Origin of the sequence: Desulfovibrio fairfieldensis, from assembly GCF_001553605.1 — a bacterium.
GTDB lineage: Bacteria > Desulfobacterota > Desulfovibrionia > Desulfovibrionales > Desulfovibrionaceae > Desulfovibrio > Desulfovibrio fairfieldensis.
Genome location: NZ_CP014229.1, coordinates 1,367,302 through 1,383,175, shown reverse-complemented (window position 1 = coordinate 1,383,175; position 15,874 = coordinate 1,367,302). Strand labels below are relative to the sequence as shown.

At 62.5% G+C, this 15,874-nt stretch carries 16 protein-coding genes; 7 read left to right on the top strand and 9 right to left on the bottom strand.

Annotated features, from left to right (window positions below):
• Positions 1–25: 25 nt before the first annotated feature.
• Positions 26–1,297: a CgeB family protein gene (locus tag AXF13_RS05845; RefSeq protein WP_083521973.1), complete on the bottom strand. Its 1,272-nt coding sequence runs from the start codon at positions 1,295–1,297 to the stop codon at positions 26–28.
• A complete protein-coding gene (locus tag AXF13_RS05840; protein ID WP_062252018.1) occupies positions 1,297–2,586 on the bottom strand; it encodes a glycosyltransferase family 9 protein in 1,290 nt (429 codons plus the stop codon). Before AXF13_RS05840 ends, AXF13_RS05845 begins: the two co-directional genes overlap by 1 nt.
• Positions 2,587–2,789: 203 nt before the next feature.
• On the opposite strand from AXF13_RS05840, the gene AXF13_RS05835 reads away from it, so the two are divergent.
• The 5 genes from AXF13_RS05835 to tilS are packed head-to-tail and all read left to right on the top strand — an operon-like array spanning position 2,790 to position 7,063.
• Positions 2,790–3,494: a precorrin-2 dehydrogenase/sirohydrochlorin ferrochelatase family protein gene (locus tag AXF13_RS05835; RefSeq protein WP_083521972.1), complete on the top strand. Its 705-nt coding sequence runs from the start codon at positions 2,790–2,792 to the stop codon at positions 3,492–3,494.
• Positions 3,481–4,308 (top strand): cytochrome c biogenesis protein CcsA, encoded by an 828-nt coding sequence (gene ccsA, locus AXF13_RS05830; protein ID WP_062252016.1) that lies wholly within the window; start codon positions 3,481–3,483, stop codon positions 4,306–4,308. Before AXF13_RS05835 ends, ccsA begins: the two co-directional genes overlap by 14 nt.
• 12 nt (positions 4,309–4,320) lie before the next feature.
• Complete coding sequence (gene hemA / locus AXF13_RS05825; RefSeq protein WP_008684224.1) at positions 4,321–5,613, top strand: glutamyl-tRNA reductase; 1,293 nt, start codon at positions 4,321–4,323, stop codon at positions 5,611–5,613.
• The gene (locus AXF13_RS05820) at positions 5,613–5,948 is read left to right on the top strand and encodes a hypothetical protein (protein ID WP_062252015.1); all 336 of its coding nucleotides are present in this window, start codon (positions 5,613–5,615) and stop codon (positions 5,946–5,948) included. Before hemA ends, AXF13_RS05820 begins: the two co-directional genes overlap by 1 nt.
• A gap of 14 nt (positions 5,949–5,962) precedes the next feature.
• Positions 5,963–7,063, top strand: coding sequence for a tRNA lysidine(34) synthetase TilS (gene tilS, locus AXF13_RS05815; protein ID WP_062252014.1), 1,101 nt, complete (start codon positions 5,963–5,965; stop codon positions 7,061–7,063).
• Positions 7,064–7,100: 37 nt separating this feature from the next.
• Here tilS and AXF13_RS17240 read toward each other — a convergent pair whose 3' ends face one another.
• Complete coding sequence (locus AXF13_RS17240) at positions 7,101–7,322, bottom strand: hypothetical protein (RefSeq protein ID WP_062252013.1); 222 nt, start codon at positions 7,320–7,322, stop codon at positions 7,101–7,103.
• 154 nt (positions 7,323–7,476) lie between these two features.
• Here AXF13_RS17240 and AXF13_RS17235 point away from each other — a divergent pair, with 154 nt between their 5' ends.
• The gene (locus tag AXF13_RS17235) at positions 7,477–7,689 is read left to right on the top strand and encodes a glycosyltransferase (protein ID WP_223299986.1); all 213 of its coding nucleotides are present in this window, start codon (positions 7,477–7,479) and stop codon (positions 7,687–7,689) included.
• A complete protein-coding gene (gene tnpA / locus AXF13_RS15830; protein WP_083521971.1) occupies positions 7,682–8,140 on the top strand; it encodes an IS200/IS605 family transposase in 459 nt (152 codons plus the stop codon). The genes AXF13_RS17235 and tnpA overlap by 8 nt, the downstream gene beginning before the upstream one ends.
• Before the next feature lie 396 nt (positions 8,141–8,536).
• Here tnpA and dxs read toward each other — a convergent pair whose 3' ends face one another.
• From dxs to AXF13_RS05775, 6 genes are read right to left on the bottom strand one after another with little or no spacing between them, the layout of a single operon-like run.
• A complete protein-coding gene (dxs, locus tag AXF13_RS05800; protein WP_062252011.1) occupies positions 8,537–10,438 on the bottom strand; it encodes a 1-deoxy-D-xylulose-5-phosphate synthase in 1,902 nt (633 codons plus the stop codon).
• A gap of 1 nt (position 10,439) precedes the next feature.
• On the bottom strand, positions 10,440–11,333 hold the full coding sequence (locus AXF13_RS05795; RefSeq protein WP_062252010.1) for a polyprenyl synthetase family protein: 894 nt from the start codon (positions 11,331–11,333) through the stop codon (positions 10,440–10,442).
• Between the two features lie 2 nt (positions 11,334–11,335).
• Complete coding sequence (xseB, locus tag AXF13_RS05790; RefSeq protein ID WP_062252009.1) at positions 11,336–11,599, bottom strand: exodeoxyribonuclease VII small subunit; 264 nt, start codon at positions 11,597–11,599, stop codon at positions 11,336–11,338.
• Positions 11,596–12,606, bottom strand: coding sequence for a M23 family metallopeptidase (locus AXF13_RS05785; protein ID WP_062252008.1), 1,011 nt, complete (start codon positions 12,604–12,606; stop codon positions 11,596–11,598). The genes xseB and AXF13_RS05785 overlap by 4 nt, the downstream gene beginning before the upstream one ends.
• The gene (xseA, locus tag AXF13_RS05780) at positions 12,603–14,093 is read right to left on the bottom strand and encodes an exodeoxyribonuclease VII large subunit (protein WP_062254739.1); all 1,491 of its coding nucleotides are present in this window, start codon (positions 14,091–14,093) and stop codon (positions 12,603–12,605) included. The genes AXF13_RS05785 and xseA overlap by 4 nt, the downstream gene beginning before the upstream one ends.
• Positions 14,094–14,125: 32 nt before the next feature.
• A complete protein-coding gene (locus AXF13_RS05775; protein WP_062252007.1) occupies positions 14,126–15,868 on the bottom strand; it encodes a proline--tRNA ligase in 1,743 nt (580 codons plus the stop codon).
• Positions 15,869–15,874: the final 6 nt, after the last annotated feature.

The following is a 15,874-nucleotide window of genomic DNA, read 5'->3' as shown; positions in this document are numbered from 1 at the left end:
CATATTTTAACTGACTGAAGTTGCTCTACTTTTTTAGATACTGCCCGCGCCACTCGTCCAGAAAAAGCAGGCTGGTTTCCAGATCGCTCAACGCCCCGCTCTGCTCGCGCAGGCGGGCCAGCACATCGTCAAAGGCGGCATGCGGACCAAGGCCCAGCTTGCGCATCAGTTGCGCCAGATCTTCCCGCAACTGCGGACCAAGCTCCGGCGGCGCGGCCTGTTCGGGCCCGCTTTGGGGCCAGGGCCCCAGTTCCGCTTCCAGATAGTCCAGCAAGGCGTCCATGCGCCGCTCATAGGTATGTTCGCGCAGCGTCCGTTCCCGAGCGCGGCGGGCATAGGCCTCACGCTCTTCGGGATGCGCCAGGAAGTGGTCGATCCCGGCGTAAAATTCATTCATGGATGTGAACGTGGCCAACTCATCCGGCGCAAAAAGTTCGCCCAGCAGAGAGCGCTGATCCACCAGTTGAAAAGCCCCCATGGCAGCCAGTTCAAATGTGCGCGGGTTGACGAAATCCCCGTGGCCGACCAGGTCGCCGCCCTGCAGGCTGGAATGCAGATTGAGATTCACCCTGGCGGCATTGTAGACCTTGACGCTCTCCTCTTCGCTGATGCGCGCGCCCCGGCGCTGGATATTCCCGGCCAGCAAGCTTTCACCTTCCCAGTCCGAACCCCAGATTTTGAAATCCCGCCCGGCCAGGGGCCGAAAAGCCAGCCGCCGGTTGGGATAGCCCGCGCCCAAAAAGGCGATGTCCGAACCATATTCCTTTTGCTCGGCCAAGCTCAATTCCAGCGGCTTGTGAAATTCCGGCAGGGCCGCCAGAGGCAGATACAAGGCATGGGCCTGCCCGATTCGGGCCAGCTCCGAGAGGAAGGGGGCTTTCTGAATGACCGCGAAGGCATCATACAAAGGCGCGTAGGTCCGCCAGTAGTTGAAGATCCGGTAATCTTCCACAAACCACATGGCCGTGCGCACCCCGGCGCGCCGCAGTCGTTGCAACAGGCTCCGGCTCATAGGGGCCTGGGCCAGCGCCAGCACAAAATGCGGCTCCAGCGACTGCACCTGGGCCCAGATGGCCTGGGACACCACCTGCAAAAAAGAATTTTCCAGCGGCACGGTCTGGGCGGGCGTCAGGCCCAATCCCTTGAGGCCGGTAAATGCCGGATAAAGCAAAGGGGCTTCAAAAAGCCGCACCGTATGCCCCAGTCCGCGCAGGGCCGAGGCACAATACCGGCCTATGGGCAGCGAACCGCCGTACATGGGCAGAATCACCAAAATGCGTAACGACGTGGCGGGCATCAGCAATACCTCCCGGGCGGCAGCATCCAATCCGTATCCTTATAAAGCCAGTCGCGCAGGTCCGCCAGTTCCGCATGTTCCGCGACGTCCAGAGCAGTGGACAGCGCGTTCCCATTCTGCGCATCCACTTCCCACAAATGCAGGGTGTCCGCCAGCAAAGCGCGCGTCACAGTCCGTTGTCGGGCGTATTCATCATGGCCGCCGTGCAGGCGTAATACGCCGCCCAAGGCGTCCAAATCGCTACGCCAGACCTGCAGGCCGTCCGGCGGCGCGGCTGTGATTCGCGCCTCGGGCCGCACGGCCGCCGCCAGGGAGCGCAAAAAGCCCTCTCCGTGCAGAGCGTCCAGACAGGCCACCTGATACGGGCAGGCAGCGGATTCCAGACAGGGCGCGCAGGCGCGCGAGGCCTGCCAGACCCAATGTCCCCGGCCATAGGGACCGGTTTCATGGCACCAGGCGGAGGAAAGAAAAAAAGCCAGTACCGGCACGCCCAGATGCGCCCCCAGATGCATGATGCCCGTATCCGGCGTGACCAGGGCGTCAAGGCCCTCCACAGCATGAACCAGACCGGGCCAGTCGGTTTTTCCGCTCAGATCTTCAACCTTTTCTTGAACTTTCGCGGGCAGCAAACGCAAAAGCTTGCGCGCGGCGGGCTGCTCCGCCGCCGTGCCCAGCAGGCGAATACGCGGGCCGTCCAGCAGGCTGAAAAGGGTTTGCAGCATTTTGCCCAACAGGGGCAACGGCAGTGAACGGCGGGATTCACGTCCGGCCAGCACCACGCCAAGGCCCTGGCCGCCGGGTTTTGCCGGGGGATTGACCAGTTCCGCCGCCAGGGGAGCCGGTGCGAAATGCGCCCAGAAGTCCACCAGGTTCAGGGGAGAGAACGCCCGCCGCTCGCTCAGACGGAAGGCCAGCCGTGCCCAGGACGAGCGCGTGATGCCTCCCGCTGCCGTTCGTGCCGGACGGTAGCCCATGACCCGCTCCGCCTCGAACAGACGGCAGATGGCGGCGGTGAGCCCGGCGAAATTACAATTATAGACTGCCTGGAAATCCATGGTCCGCCACTGGCGGAAGACTGCCCGGTTTTCAAGTAGGACGGCGGCGTCCGGTCGGCCGTGCAGGCGCAGTCCATGGACTTCGGCGGCGGGATACAGCAGCCGGGCCAGAGGCACAAGCCCGGCGTCCACGCCAAGGTGCACCCGGCCCCGCTGCTCCAGGGTGCGGATCAGCCGTTTGCTCTGTACCAGATCGCCGAAGCGAGCCGCCTGTAAAACCAGAAATGCCGACATCAGCCATCCTTGATGATCAGAAAGAGAGCGGAATTCGCCCCCCCCAAAAAACAAAGATTGTGGAAAGCCTGAAATCTGCCGTAGCAGCTTGGAGTTAGCGTATTTACCTCCGCGAGGCAAGACAAAGCCCCTTTGCAAAACCATGCTTGGTGCTATACTATCGGGAATCACTTCTTTAAATCCGCAACAAAAGTTATTCAAGTATGTCGATGCCCTCGCCGCACGCCCCTTTGTACCCGATTTTTCTTTCGCTGGAAGGCCGCGCCTGTCTGGTGGCGGGCCTGGGCGGCGTGGGGCGACGCAAGCTAGAGGGTCTGCTGGCTTGCGGCCCGGCTTCAGTGCTGGTTCTGGATATCTTGCGAGCGGAAGACCTGTCTGCCGAAGCCGCAGCCCTGCTGACAGACCCCAGGGCGTGCTTTGAAAGCCGCACCTGTACTCCGGCGGATATACAAGGTCGCGCCCTGGTATTCGCGGCTACCGGCAGCGCGGTGGAAAACACCCGTATCGCCGCCTTGTGCCGGGAGGCGAATGTGCTCTGCAACTGTGCCAGCGCGCCCGAGCTGGGCGCTTTCAGCGTGCCCGCCGTGGCCCGGCAAGACGGGCTTGCGGCGGCCTTGTCCACAGGCGGGGCCAGTCCGGCTCTGGCCCGGCGCTGGCGATGCGAACTGGAGGGCTGGCTGGCCCCGCGCGCCCGTATGGTGCTCCTGATGGGCCGCCTGCGGCCTCTGGTCCTTGCCTTGCACGCCGAGACAGGGCAGAATACAGAGCTGTTCCGCAGGGTGGCGGCATCGCCTTTGCAGCACTGGCTGGCCGAAGGCGACCTTCAAAGCTGCCGACAGTGGCTTCTGGCGGAACTGCCCCCGGTTTTACACGTTCACATAGCGGAGTTGCTTGATGATCTCCCCTGAAGCCTCAACGCTGATAACTCTGATTTTCTATGCCTTGGCCAGCATCGTCGGTCTTGCGGGCATGATCATGCGCAGTCCCCTGTGGCGACGGCTGGGCTGCTGGCTGGCCATGGCCGGTTTCATCTGCCAGACCCTGATGCTGGCCACGGGCTTTCACAAAGCCCTGCCCGGCGGTCTGAGCTTGGGCGCGTATCTGCAGATGCTGGCCTGGTTTGTGCTGCTCTGCGGTCTGGCCGTTTGGTTCAAGCTGCGCCAGGAAACAGCCCTGCTGTTTGCCGCGCCCTTGGGCCTGATGCTCTTCGCCATGTCCGCGCCCTACCTCAGCGCCCTTGTGCAGGTGCCCCCTTCGCTCAAAGCCCCTTTTTACGCCCTGCATATCGGCGCGCTGTTCCTGAGCCTGGGACTGCTGGCCCTCGCCTTTGCCGCCGGGGCGCTGTTTCTTTTTCTGGAGGGGCGGATCAAAAGCAAACAGAGCATGAAGGGCTTTTGGCAGGATATGCCCGCCCTTTCCATGCTGGATAAAATCAACGCCTTCACCACCCTGACGGCATTTCCGCTCTACACCCTGGGCATCGTGGCAGGTCTGATCTGGGCCAAACCCGTCTTCGGGGCCACGGTCACCGGCGACCCCAAGGAAGTCATCAGCATCGTGGTCTGGCTGCTGTTCGCGGTATTGTTCCACAACCGTCTGGCTAACGGCTGGAAGGGCCGCAAACCGGCGCGGCTGGCCGTTTTTATTTTCCTTCTCTGTCTGTTTTCAATCATTGTGGTGAACACCTTCATGGATACGCATCACGCCTTCATCCGACGCTAACCGGGCATTGCTATGGACTGCGATATCTTTCTTGTGGGTCTCAATCACCGCACGGCGGGCGTGGATGTGCGCGAGCGCTTCGCCCTGGTAAACCACTGTGACGAGGAGCATTGGGCCCTGCCCTGTGCCGGGGCGGTGAGCGAGGCCATGATTCTTTCCACCTGTAATCGTGTGGAACTGTTGGCCGCGGGCACGGGCGACGTGTCCGGCCAGGTGCTGGAATGCTGGGCCAGGGCGCGCGGCGCGAAAGCCGACGAACTCCGGCCTTACGTCTACATTCATCAGAACCTGGAAGCCGTGCGCCATCTGTTTTCCGTGGCCTCCAGCCTGGATTCCATGGTCCTGGGCGAACCCCAGATCCTGGGTCAGTTGAAGAACGCCTACCGCAAGGCTGTGGACAGCCATGCCACGGGCGTGATTCTCAACCGCCTGCTGCACAAGGCATTTTCCGTAGCCAAACGGGTGCGCACGGAAACTGCCGTGGCCTCCAGCGCCGTATCCATCAGCTACGCGGCAGTGGAGCTGGCTAAACGAATCTTCGGGGATATGCATTCCCACAAGGCCCTGCTGGTAGGCGCGGGCGAAATGGCCGAACTGGCGGCCACCCACCTGCTGCAGGCCGGTATAGATGAAATTCTGGTAGCCAACCGCACCTTCGCGCGCGGCCAGGAGCTGGCCGAACAGTTCCACGGCCGGGCCATCCCCTTTGAGCAACTGGCCGGGCATCTCACGGAGGTGGACATCATCATCACCTCCACCGGCTCGCCGGAACCCGTCATCCGGGCCCGTGACATCCGCGCCGTGCTCAAGGCGCGTAAAAACCGGCCCATGTTCTTTATCGACATTGCCGTGCCCCGCGATATTGACCCGGACGTCAACGGCCTGGACAACGTCTATCTTTACGACATTGACGATCTTAAAGAAGTTGTTGAAGAAAATCTGGCAAACCGCCGGGACGAGGCGGCCAAAGCCACGGAAATCGTCAATGAGGAAGTGGAATTTTTTGCCCACTGGCTCAGCAGCCTTGACGCCCAACCCACTATCGTGGACCTGATCCAGCGCGGGGAACGCGCGGCACAGGAGGAGCTGACCCGAACCCTCAAACGCCTGGGCCCGCTGGACGACGCAAGCCGCGAAGCCCTGGAGACCATGGCCAACGCTTTGGTGCGCAAGCTGAACCATGATCCCATCATGTTTCTCAAAGGCGACGGCATGGCTCGTGAGGGGGCGGCGTCGCGCATCAGCACTGTGCGGCGGATTTTCAATCTGGACAAAAACGTCTGTACCTGTAGCGGGAAGAACTGATGCGCTGGTATGGCATTGACGACCTCAGCGCCGAAGACACGGCGCGTCTGGCTCAGGCCCTGAAGGATATGGAGCTCAGTTCGGGCATGGACGGCCTTTACTGGCTGCCCGTGCCCGAAGCCCGGCTTTCGCCGGTACAGCGCGAGCATCAAGCGGACTGTGGCCCCTATGTGCTGGGCCTGGAGCTGGAAGAGCACAGTCTGCGCCTGGAGTTGCTGGTACGGGCGCGGGGCCGCCTGCGTTGCGACTGTGTGCACTATGCCGGGCCGGAACTGCGCGCGCATATGATCGCCTATCTGGAGCAATTACTGGTTGATCTGGGGATCACCGGTTAACCTTCATCTGCTGCATGAATTCTTTGCCGGAACTGCGCAGCCTGCTCCCAGCTTCCGCCCGGCTGTGCCTCGCGGTGGAACGCTTCTGCCTGCGCCGTCTGAAACTTCCGCGCGGCACCCGGTTGGTGCTGGCGCTTTCCGGCGGGGCGGATTCCACGGCTCTGGCCTGCATCCTGCGTATTCTTTCCCCGCGTCTCAGGCTTGACCTTTTCGCGTTGACCGTAAATCACGGCCTGCGGCCCGAGGCCGACGCGGATGCCCGTTGCGCGCGCGATCTTTGCGCGCGGCTCGGCATACCGTGCGTACAACGCCACGCGGATGTAACCGGGTTGGCGGCCGGCAAGGGCTGGGGCCTGGAAGAAGCCGGGCGCCACGCTCGCTACGCTCTTTTGGAAGAGGAGCGCCGCGCGCGGCAAGCGGATTTTGTGGCTCTCGGCCATCATAACGAGGATCTGAGCGAGGACGTGCTGCTGCGCCTTACGCGCGGCACGGGCTGGCCCGCGCTGGGCGGCATGGCGGCCCGCGACGATACCCGCCGCCTGCTGCGCCCCCTGCTTTTCACCTGGCCGCAGGCGCTTAGGGAGCTGTTGCGCCAATGCGGCATCGCCTGGCGGGAAGATGCCAGCAATGACAGCCCGGCCTTTACCCGCAACCGCCTGCGTCACAATGTCCTCCCCCTGCTGCGCGCGGAAAACCCGTCACTGGACAGAAGCATGGCCGCGCTCTGGCAACTGGCGCAATGGGACGCGGACTACTGGGAAAAGACCCTGTCTGAAGCGCTGGCCGCTCATCCCTGGCAGGAGGAAGAACACGACGGGCGTCCCTGCCTGATTCTTCCCCGCGCGCTGTTGGCGGCGTTGCACCCGGCGGCTCGTTTACGTCTCTACCTCAAAGTTGTGCGTCTGCTGCTCGGCCGGGCGACCGGGGACTCGGGCGGGCAAGCCCGCTCCCGCACGCTGCTGGATTTGGACGCCGCGTTGCGCGAGGGACGCGGCAATACCCGCTTTCAACTGCCCGGCGGCATTGAAGCCGGACTCAAGGGCGGCGCAATGCGTTTTTCCCGGACGCTCGTCTCGCATGAGGTGGGCAGCCTCAATGCGCAAGGAAAAATATGATCCACGTGGCCCTGGCTTTCCATGATCACGACGGCAACTATGCATTGCATGCCGCGGCTGTATTTTCAGGCGCACCGCAAGCCCGGTCACGGCCCTTCTGCACGATGCCGGTCTGACGCCCGTCGGCAAAGCGCGGCTTGCCACGGTTGCGGAATATTTCGGCCAGAGCCTGCGTCTGCATGCGGTGCCGGAACCGCCACAGGAGATTGCCGCCGGCCTGCCCCCGCAATTCGGGCCCGGTTCTCTCTACCGTCTTCATCTGCCCCGCCTGCTGGACGAGGAACAGGTCATTTATCTGGATTGCGATGTCTGCTGCACATTGGACATCAGGGAATTATGGGAGGAGGCTCGGGAGCAGAGCCGCTGTTGTCCTGCGTGCGCAATCAGACGGTCGAAGGCGCGGGCGGGCAATAGTGAAAAAAGGCCTGGACCCTGCGCACTACTTCAACAGCGGCGTACTGGTCTTTCATCCGCGCCGCCTGCGCGCCTTGTTTATGATCGAAAACTCCCCGCTAAGCGGGGAGTTCCAAAAAGGCGAAGCCTATAGCTGTCAAAAAGAAGCTCTCCTTTGCTACAAAAAAGTTGTCCTGACTTCCGTAGTAGCAAAGGAGAGCGACAATAGATGATCAAAGTTTAGAGCACACGCGTTGGAATTGCAAATATCATATTGTGTTTGCACCGAAATTCAGGCGCAAAATTATTTATGGCAAATACAAGAAAGAAATTGGCCTGATATTAAGGAGGTTGTGTGAGTACAAAAAGATTGAGATATTAGAAGCGCACGCATGTGTTGATCATGTCCACATGTGCATAAAAATACCTCCCAAGTATAGCGTGGCACAAATCATGGGATACTTGAAGGGAAAAAGCGCGTTAATGATATTCGAGCAGTTTTCAAACTTGAAATATAAGTTTGGGAACCGTCATTTCTGGTGCAAAGGCTATTTTGTCAGCACGGTAGGGGTGAATGAAGCTACTCTTTTGAAGTATATTCGTGAGCAAGAGATACGAGACAAAATAGCCGATCAGCATAGTTTGTTTGAACATAAAGACCCATTTATGGGTCGCTGGGAATAGCGGCGGAAGTCAGGTCTGGCCTCCTTCAGGGGGCGGACGAGTAACAGGCCCTTATAGGGCCAAATCAGCACCACCCCTTCAAGGGGCGGTGCTGATTTTCCGGATCTCATGGCCGCTGTCCTGCGCGCCCCCTGCTCTATCCGGATCAGGACGCTCTGAACCTGCTCTTCCGCCGTCTGCCGTTGCACTGGCTGGGGGAACGCTTCAACTATCAGCTGCACGTGGCCGGACGCTGGCTGCTGCCGCCGGACCAGCTTGAAGGCAGCCTGCTCCACTTCTGTGGCCGTAAACCGTGGTGCGAACCGCTCTGCCCTTCGGCTCTCGGCCATCTGGAGAATTACCGTTTCTTGGAGCAATGTTGCTTTGAAAAATGAGATCATTCACCCCGGAAAATCCTTAATATTCACGGGCCAGCTCCATGGCGGCGCGGGCAATGCCCCGGCTGCGCAGCCCCACCAGCTCACGTAGCTGCAACTGTTTGCCGTGCTCCACAAAACTGTCCGGCAGGCCCAGACGCCGGATACGCTGGCCGCGCAGCAGTCCGTGATCATTGAGGAATTCCAGAACAGCCGAGGAAAAGCCTCCGGCCAGCGCGCCTTCTTCCACAATCAGCATGCGGTCAAAACGCCGGGCCAGATCCGCCAGTTGCTCTTCCGGCAGGGGCTTGAGCCAGACAGGGTCAAAAACCAGGGGGCTGAAGCCCAGTTCTTTTTCCACCAGTGTCGCGGCCTCCAGAGACGGGTGCGCGCGGTTGCCCACGGCGATGATGGCGATTTTTTCGCCCTGGCGCAGCACTTCGCCCATGCCCGGCACCAGCAGACGCGGCCCCCCTTCCAAGGGCACGCCGAAGCCCGCGCCGCGCGGGTAGCGCAGGGCGCAGGGGCCGTCGCCGTTCAGAGCTGTTCTCAGGCTGTGACGCAGCATGTCCTCATCGCGCGGGGCCAACAGCCGGATCTGCGGAATGTGCCGCAAGTAGGCGATATCAAAGGCCCCATGGTGTGTGGCCCCGTCCTCGCCCACCAGCCCGGCACGGTCCACGCAGAATGTCACGGGCAAATTTTGCAGGCAGACGTCGTGGATCACCTGGTCATAGCCGCGCTGCAAAAAAGTGGAGTAAATAGCCAGCGCGGGCCGGTAGCCCTGGCTGGCCAGCCCGGCGGCAAATGTCACCGCATGCTGCTCACAGATGCCCGTATCCACAAAACGCTCTGGAAAGCGCTCCCTGAAACGGTTGGTGCCCGTGCCTTCGGGCATGGCCGCCGTGATGGCGATGATCCGCTCGTCCTTTTCCGCCAGTTCCAGCAGGGTGTCGCTGAAAACGCGGGTAAAGGTGGGCAGCGCCGCCGAGGCCACGGGCAGGCCGGTTTCCGGCGTGAACAGGCCCACGCCGTGGTATTGGGTGGGATTCTTTTCCGCCGGGGCGTAGCCTTTGCCCTTGCGGGTGCGCACGTGCAGCAGCACCGGCCCGTCCTCCACGGCCGCGGCCATTTGCAGATGCCGCCGCAGGGCCGGGATGTCGTGCCCGTCCACCGGGCCGATATAGGTGAAGCGGAAAGCCTCGAAGAGCATGCCCGGCGTAAAGAAGGACTTGAAACTCCATTCGCCGCGCATGGCGTAGAGCGCCAGCTTTTGCCCGATGCGCGGAATGGAGCGCAGGAACCTAAGCACTTCCCGGCGGGTCTGGCGCACCCAGCGCCGCGAAAGCGTGCGGCTCAGGAACAGGGACAGCGCGCCCACATTGGAGGAAATGGACATCTCATTGTCGTTGAGCACCACAATAAGCCGACGCCCCATGTGTCCGGCCAGGTTGAGCCCTTCAAAAGCCTCTCCGGCGGTCAGCGAGCCGTCGCCGATGACCGCCAGCACATGGTGGCGCAGACCCGAGAGATCCCGGGCCAGGGCCATGCCCAGCGCTGCCGAAATGGATGTGGAGGAATGGCCCACTCCGAAGTGATCGTAAGGGCTTTCAGCCATGCGCGGAAAGCCCGACAGGCCACCCAAGGTACGCAACGTATGGAAGCTGTCGGCCCGGCCCGTGAGCAACTTGTGGGCATAGGCCTGATGGCCCACGTCCCAGATCAGTTTGTCCTTGTTCAGGTCAAAAGTGGAAAGCAGGGCCAGGGTCAGCTCCACCACGCCCAGCGAGGGGGCCAGATGACCGCCGTTGTGCGCCACCACCTCAATGATGCGCCGACGCACCTCTTCCGCCAGCTCGGTCAGTTGAGGCTCGGAAAGAGCCGCAACCTGCGCGGGGTCGGTAATGCCGTCCAGAAGGGACGTTGCTGCCGTCTGGCTCATCTCAGGCCGCCCGGTTCACGGTATAATCGGCCAGAGCGCGCAGGAAATCGGCCTCCGGCCCGGCAAAGCCCGCCAGCGCCGCCTGCGCCGCGCCAGCCTGGGCGCGGGCCAGCTCACGGCTCTTCTCAAGGCCCACTAGGGAAGGATAGGTATTCTTGCCCTGCTCCGCGTCGCTGCCTGCGGGTTTGCCCAGCGTGGCCGTATCCGCCACCACATCCAGAATATCGTCGGCGATCTGAAAGGCCACACCCAGAGACGAGCCGAAATCGCTGATGGCCCGTAGCGCCTTGTCCTCAGCCCCGGCCAGCAATCCGCCGCACACGCAGGAGGCCCGCAGCAGGGCGCCGGTCTTCATGGCGTGCATGCCCCGCAATTCCTCAAGGCTGACCCGGGAACGGCCGGTATAAATCATATCCCATTCCTGCCCGCCCACCATGCCGGACGCCCCGGCGGCCAAAGCCAGTTCGGCCACGGCCCGGAGCAGCCTGTCGGGGGGCACGGGCGCACGGCACATGATCACAAAAGCGTCGGTCAGCAGGCCGTCCCCGGCCAGAATGGCCGTGGCCTCGTCAAAAGCCTTGTGGTTGGAAGGCTTGCCGCGCCGCAGGTCGTCGTCATCCATGGCAGGCAAATCGTCGTGGATCAGGGAATACGTGTGAATCATCTCAATGGCCGCCGCAAAGGGCAGCGCCTTTTGCGGCTCCAGGCCGCAGAGGGCGGCGCAGCTCAGGCAGAGCACCGGGCGCAGCCGCTTGCCCCCGGCCTGCAGGCTGTAGAGCATGGACTCCTTAAGGCGCGGCGGCATGGGGCGGCCATCCAGACAGGCGGACAAATACGTTTCCACTTCCCTGCCCCGGCTTTTGAGCAGAGCTTTCATTTTTTCCACGGGCATCACGGCTATTCCGCCTCCTGCGGCCCTTGGCCGCGTGCTGTACTCCCTACCTCATCCGGATTCAGAGATTTCAGCTCGCCGTCCTGCCAGAGGGAGAGTTCATGGCGAGCTTTTTCCAATTGTTCACGGCAAAAACGTGAACATGCCGCGCCTTCCTTGTACAGGGCCATGCCCTCTTCCAGCGGAAGGTCGCCGGATTCCAGGGCGCTGACAATTTCCTGCAAGCGGGCCATTTTTTTCTCGAAAAGATTTTCTTTCTTGGGGCTCATTGGGCCTGACTCCCGGAATTAGCCGAATTGGCGGACGGAAGGCGCTGGACGCCGGAAACGCCGGGCAGACCGTGGGCGGTCCGGGTCGAATCAGCTCCGGCCGGGACGTATGACGCGGCGAGAAAAGGCTGCGGGTCCACGGACTGGCCCTGCACAATGAGCGAAAGATGCAGATGCGGCCCCGTCACCCGTCCGGTGGCCCCCACCAGGCCGATGATCTGGCCCTTGCGCACGCGCTCGCCGGGCCGGACTTTGGCTTCGGACATATGCAGATACGAGCTGAAAACGCCCTCACCGTGGTTGATGTACACCACATTGCCGGAAAAATACAGATTGTCCACCAGAGCCACCTGGCCGTCGGCGCAGGCCTGAATGGGCGAACCCTGCGCCCCGCGCAGATCCAGACCGCGATGCACGCTGCGCGGCTGGCCGTTGAACACCCGCTTCATGCCGAACAGACTGGACACCCCACCCGGAACGGGTCGCGCGAAGGGCAGTGTCCAGAGGCGTTCAGGCAGGGGCTGGGCCAGAGCCTGACGCACTTTTTCGCGGTCATTTTTGATCCGGGCCAGCTGCGAAGCAGGCGGATTGACATATTTTTTGTCCACCGTGAGTTTCTGCACCGGCCGGTCTTTGTCATAGAGGGCCAGGCTGGTTTGCGCCGTCGGCGCTGCGCTTTTGGCCTTTTTCACCTCGGGCACGGCAGCCACGCCCAGTTCCAGACCGGCGGCCTTTTCATCCAGGGGCACGGGCAACAGGATCACTGCCCGCCACTGGCCGCTGTTTTGGCTGTCAGCCTGCGCGGCAGCCGTAAAGGTCTTGCCCATCCAATGAAAAACAAAGTGCCGGACCGGCTGGTCGCTGATGGCCTGCGCCAGAAAGGCGTCGCCCCTGGCCGCCTTTTCAGGCGCTTCCAGGCGCACTCCGGCCAGAACCGGAATACTGAACATAAGACAGGTCGCCAGCAGCACCAGACGGCGCATGGCCATGCTCAACAGAGTTTTCATTCTTTTTCCTCACCGGATTGCGCTTCTTCCGGGCTGACGCTCCTGACCACGGCGGCCAGACGGCCGTCGGCCAGGCGCACTTCAATATCCCGGCCGGGAGCCGTCTGCCCCACCGAACGCAGGATGCCGCCCTGTGCCGTGCGCACCAAGGCGTAACCCCGATGCAACGGAGCCGACGGATCATTGGCTGCCAGTGCCGATTCCAGGCTTTCCAGACGGCGGGAGCGGTTTTCCAGCCAGGCGTCGCTCGCTGTTCGCAAACGATTTCCCGCCAGGGCCAGCGTATGTTCCGCATCGCTCAGACGGTGCGGCAGGGCCGCTCCCAAGGCTGCATGCAACAAGGCAAGATGCGCTTGGCGCACATCCAGCTTCTCCGGGGTCAGCGCGGCCCTGCGGGCCAGTTCCAGGCGTTCCCGGGCGCTGCCCTTGTCCGCGAGCCATTGCCGGGCAGCGCGCTGCAAAACCAGGGAAAAGCGCGTCACCTGCTCGGACAGGCGGGCCTGATGGCGCGCGGGCGAAAACCAGCGCAGGGCGTTTTCCCGCTCCCGCAACAACAATTCCGCGTGTTCAAGGCGGCTGGCAGCGGCCCGCCGCAAAGCGGCAAACGCCTCGTCCAGGCGTTGCCGGAGTTCCGCGCGCAAAGGCCAGAGCAGTTGCGCCGCATGGGAGGGCGTGGCCGCGCGCAGGTCGGCGGTCAAATCCGCCAGGGTCACATCCACCTCATGGCCGATGCCCGCCAGCACGGGCAACCGTGAACAAAAAACAGCTTCTGCCACGGCCTCTTCATTGAAGGCCCAGAGATCTTCCAGCGAGCCGCCGCCCCGGATCAGCACAATAACCTGGGCCCAGCCCTGGGCATTGATCTCGTCCAAGGCCCGGATGATTTCCGGAGCGGCTTCCTCGCCCTGCACCGATGCGGGGAAAAGGCGTATCTCCGCGCCGCAGCCCCGATTCTGGGCCAGCTCCAGAAAATCGTGGATGGCCGCGCCGCTGGGCGAGGTGATCAGGGCCACCCGTTGCGGGTTCCAGGGCAGGGGGCGCTTGCGTTCCTGAGCGAAGTACCCGGCTTCCGCCAGTTTGCGCTTGCGCTCCTCAAAGGCCTGGGCCAGCAGACCCTGGCCCGTGGGCTGCACCAGTTCCACCAGCAGCTGGTACTGGCCGCGCGGGGCATAGACGCTGATCCGCCCGGCGCAGAGCAGGTCCAGGCCGTTGCGCAACAATTCCAACGGCGAGGGGCGGGGCGTATCAAAAACCTCGCCGGTGAGCGGGTCAAAGGCCTGCCCTTGCTCGGCCTGGCGCTGCTGCCCCCGGAACCAGACGCACTGCAACTGGGCATCCTGGTCCTTGAGACTGAAGTAAATATGCCCGGAACCGGGGCGAGAGAGATTGCTCACCTCGCCGCGTACCCAGACGAAGGGAAAGCGCCCCTCCAGACTTCTGCGCAACTGTTCCGTGAGGGCACGGACCGTCAGTATGCCGTCCTGCATAGGCCTCTGGCCGCAGCCGGTCCCGTGCGGGATCAGGCCTGCTGCGTCTCCCAGCCGCGCCGCACCCCCGCGGCCCATTGGGAGAAATCCTCCTCAATGACGTCCGCGGAAAGTTCGCCTTTTTCGCCGCTGCGGCGGTCCTTGCATTCCACAATGCCGCGCGCGAGCCCCTTGCCGCCCACCACGAGCTGCATGGGCGCGCCCAGGAGGTCCGCATCCTTGAATTTGACGCCCGGCCGTTCTTCCCGGTCGTCCAGCAGCACGTCCACGCCCATATCCCGCAGCATGGCGTAGATCTCCTCGGCTTTGGCCGTGACTTCGGCATTGCGGGGGTCGAGGTTGAGCAGGATGCACTCAAACGGGGCCACCGGCGGCGGAAAGACAATGCCGTTCTCGTCATGGTTCTGTTCTATGGCGGCGGCGGCCACGCGGGACACGCCGATGCCGTAGCAGCCCATGATCATGAGCTTTTCCTTGCCGTTCTCGTCCAGGAAGGCCGCGTGCATGGATTCGCTGTACTTGAGACCGAGCATGAAGATGTGCCCCACCTCAATGCCCTTGGTCAGCTCGATGCCGCCGCCGCAACGCGGGCAGACATCTTCCGGCGTGATGGCGCGCAGATCAGCCCAAGCCGTGATCGCCGCGTCGCGGCGCAAATCCACATGCCTGAAATGGGCGTCCGCCGCGTTGGCTCCGGTGACGTAATCCGTGGCTCCCTGCAATTCCAGGTCGGCGTAAACGGGCACATCCAGGCCCACCGGCCCGGCAAAGCCCACCGGCGCATGGGTCAGAGCCTCCACCGTGGCGGCACCGGCCAGTTCCACTTCCTGGGCCTTAAGCAGATTCTTGAGCTTGATGTCGTTGACCTCACGGTCGCCGCGCACCAGGACGGCCACGGGCTTGCCGTCCACGCTGAAAAGCATGGTTTTGACCACAGCCTTGGCCGGAACCCGCAACATGGCCGCCACTTCCTCCACGCTGTGCGCGCCGGGGGTATCGACTTTTTCATAGTCCGGGCAGGCGCCCGTGCAAGCCTCTGTGCAGGCCTCGCCCTTCCAGACCACTTCGGCCCGCTCCACATTGGCGGCGTAATCGCAGTCATGGCAGAAGGCGATGGTATCCTCACCGGTATCGGCCAGGACCATGAATTCGTGGGAGAAATTGCCGCCGATAGAGCCGGTATCCGCTTCCACGGCCCGGAATTTGAGGCCCAGGCGCTTGAATATGCGGGTATAGGCGTCGTACATCAGCTTATAGCTTTTTTCAGCCCCGGCGATGTCCGCGTCAAAGGAATAGCCGTCCTTCATCATGAACTCACGCCCGCGCATCAGGCCGAAGCGGGGCCGGATCTCGTCGCGGAATTTGCTCTGGATCTGGTAGAGCCGCACGGGCAGTTGCCGGTAGGAGCGCACTTCGCCGCGCACCAGGTCGGTGATCACTTCCTCATGGGTGGGGCCCAGGCAGTAGTCGCGTTCGTTGCGGTCCTTGAAGCGCAGCAGTTCCTTGCCGTAATGCTCCCAACGGCCCGTCTCCTTCCAGAGATCGGCGGGCTGGACCATGGGCATAAGCAATTCCTGAAAGCCGGAGGCATTGATTTCCTCGCGCACTACGCTGGCGATTTTGTCAATGATCTTAAGCCCCAGCGGCAGATAGATGTACAGGCCGGAAGTAAGCCTGCGCACCATGCCCGCGCGCAGCAGAAGTTTGTGGCTGACCACCTCGGCGTCGGCCGGGGATTCCTTGAGGGTGGGAATGTAACAGGAGCTGAAGCGCATGGATAT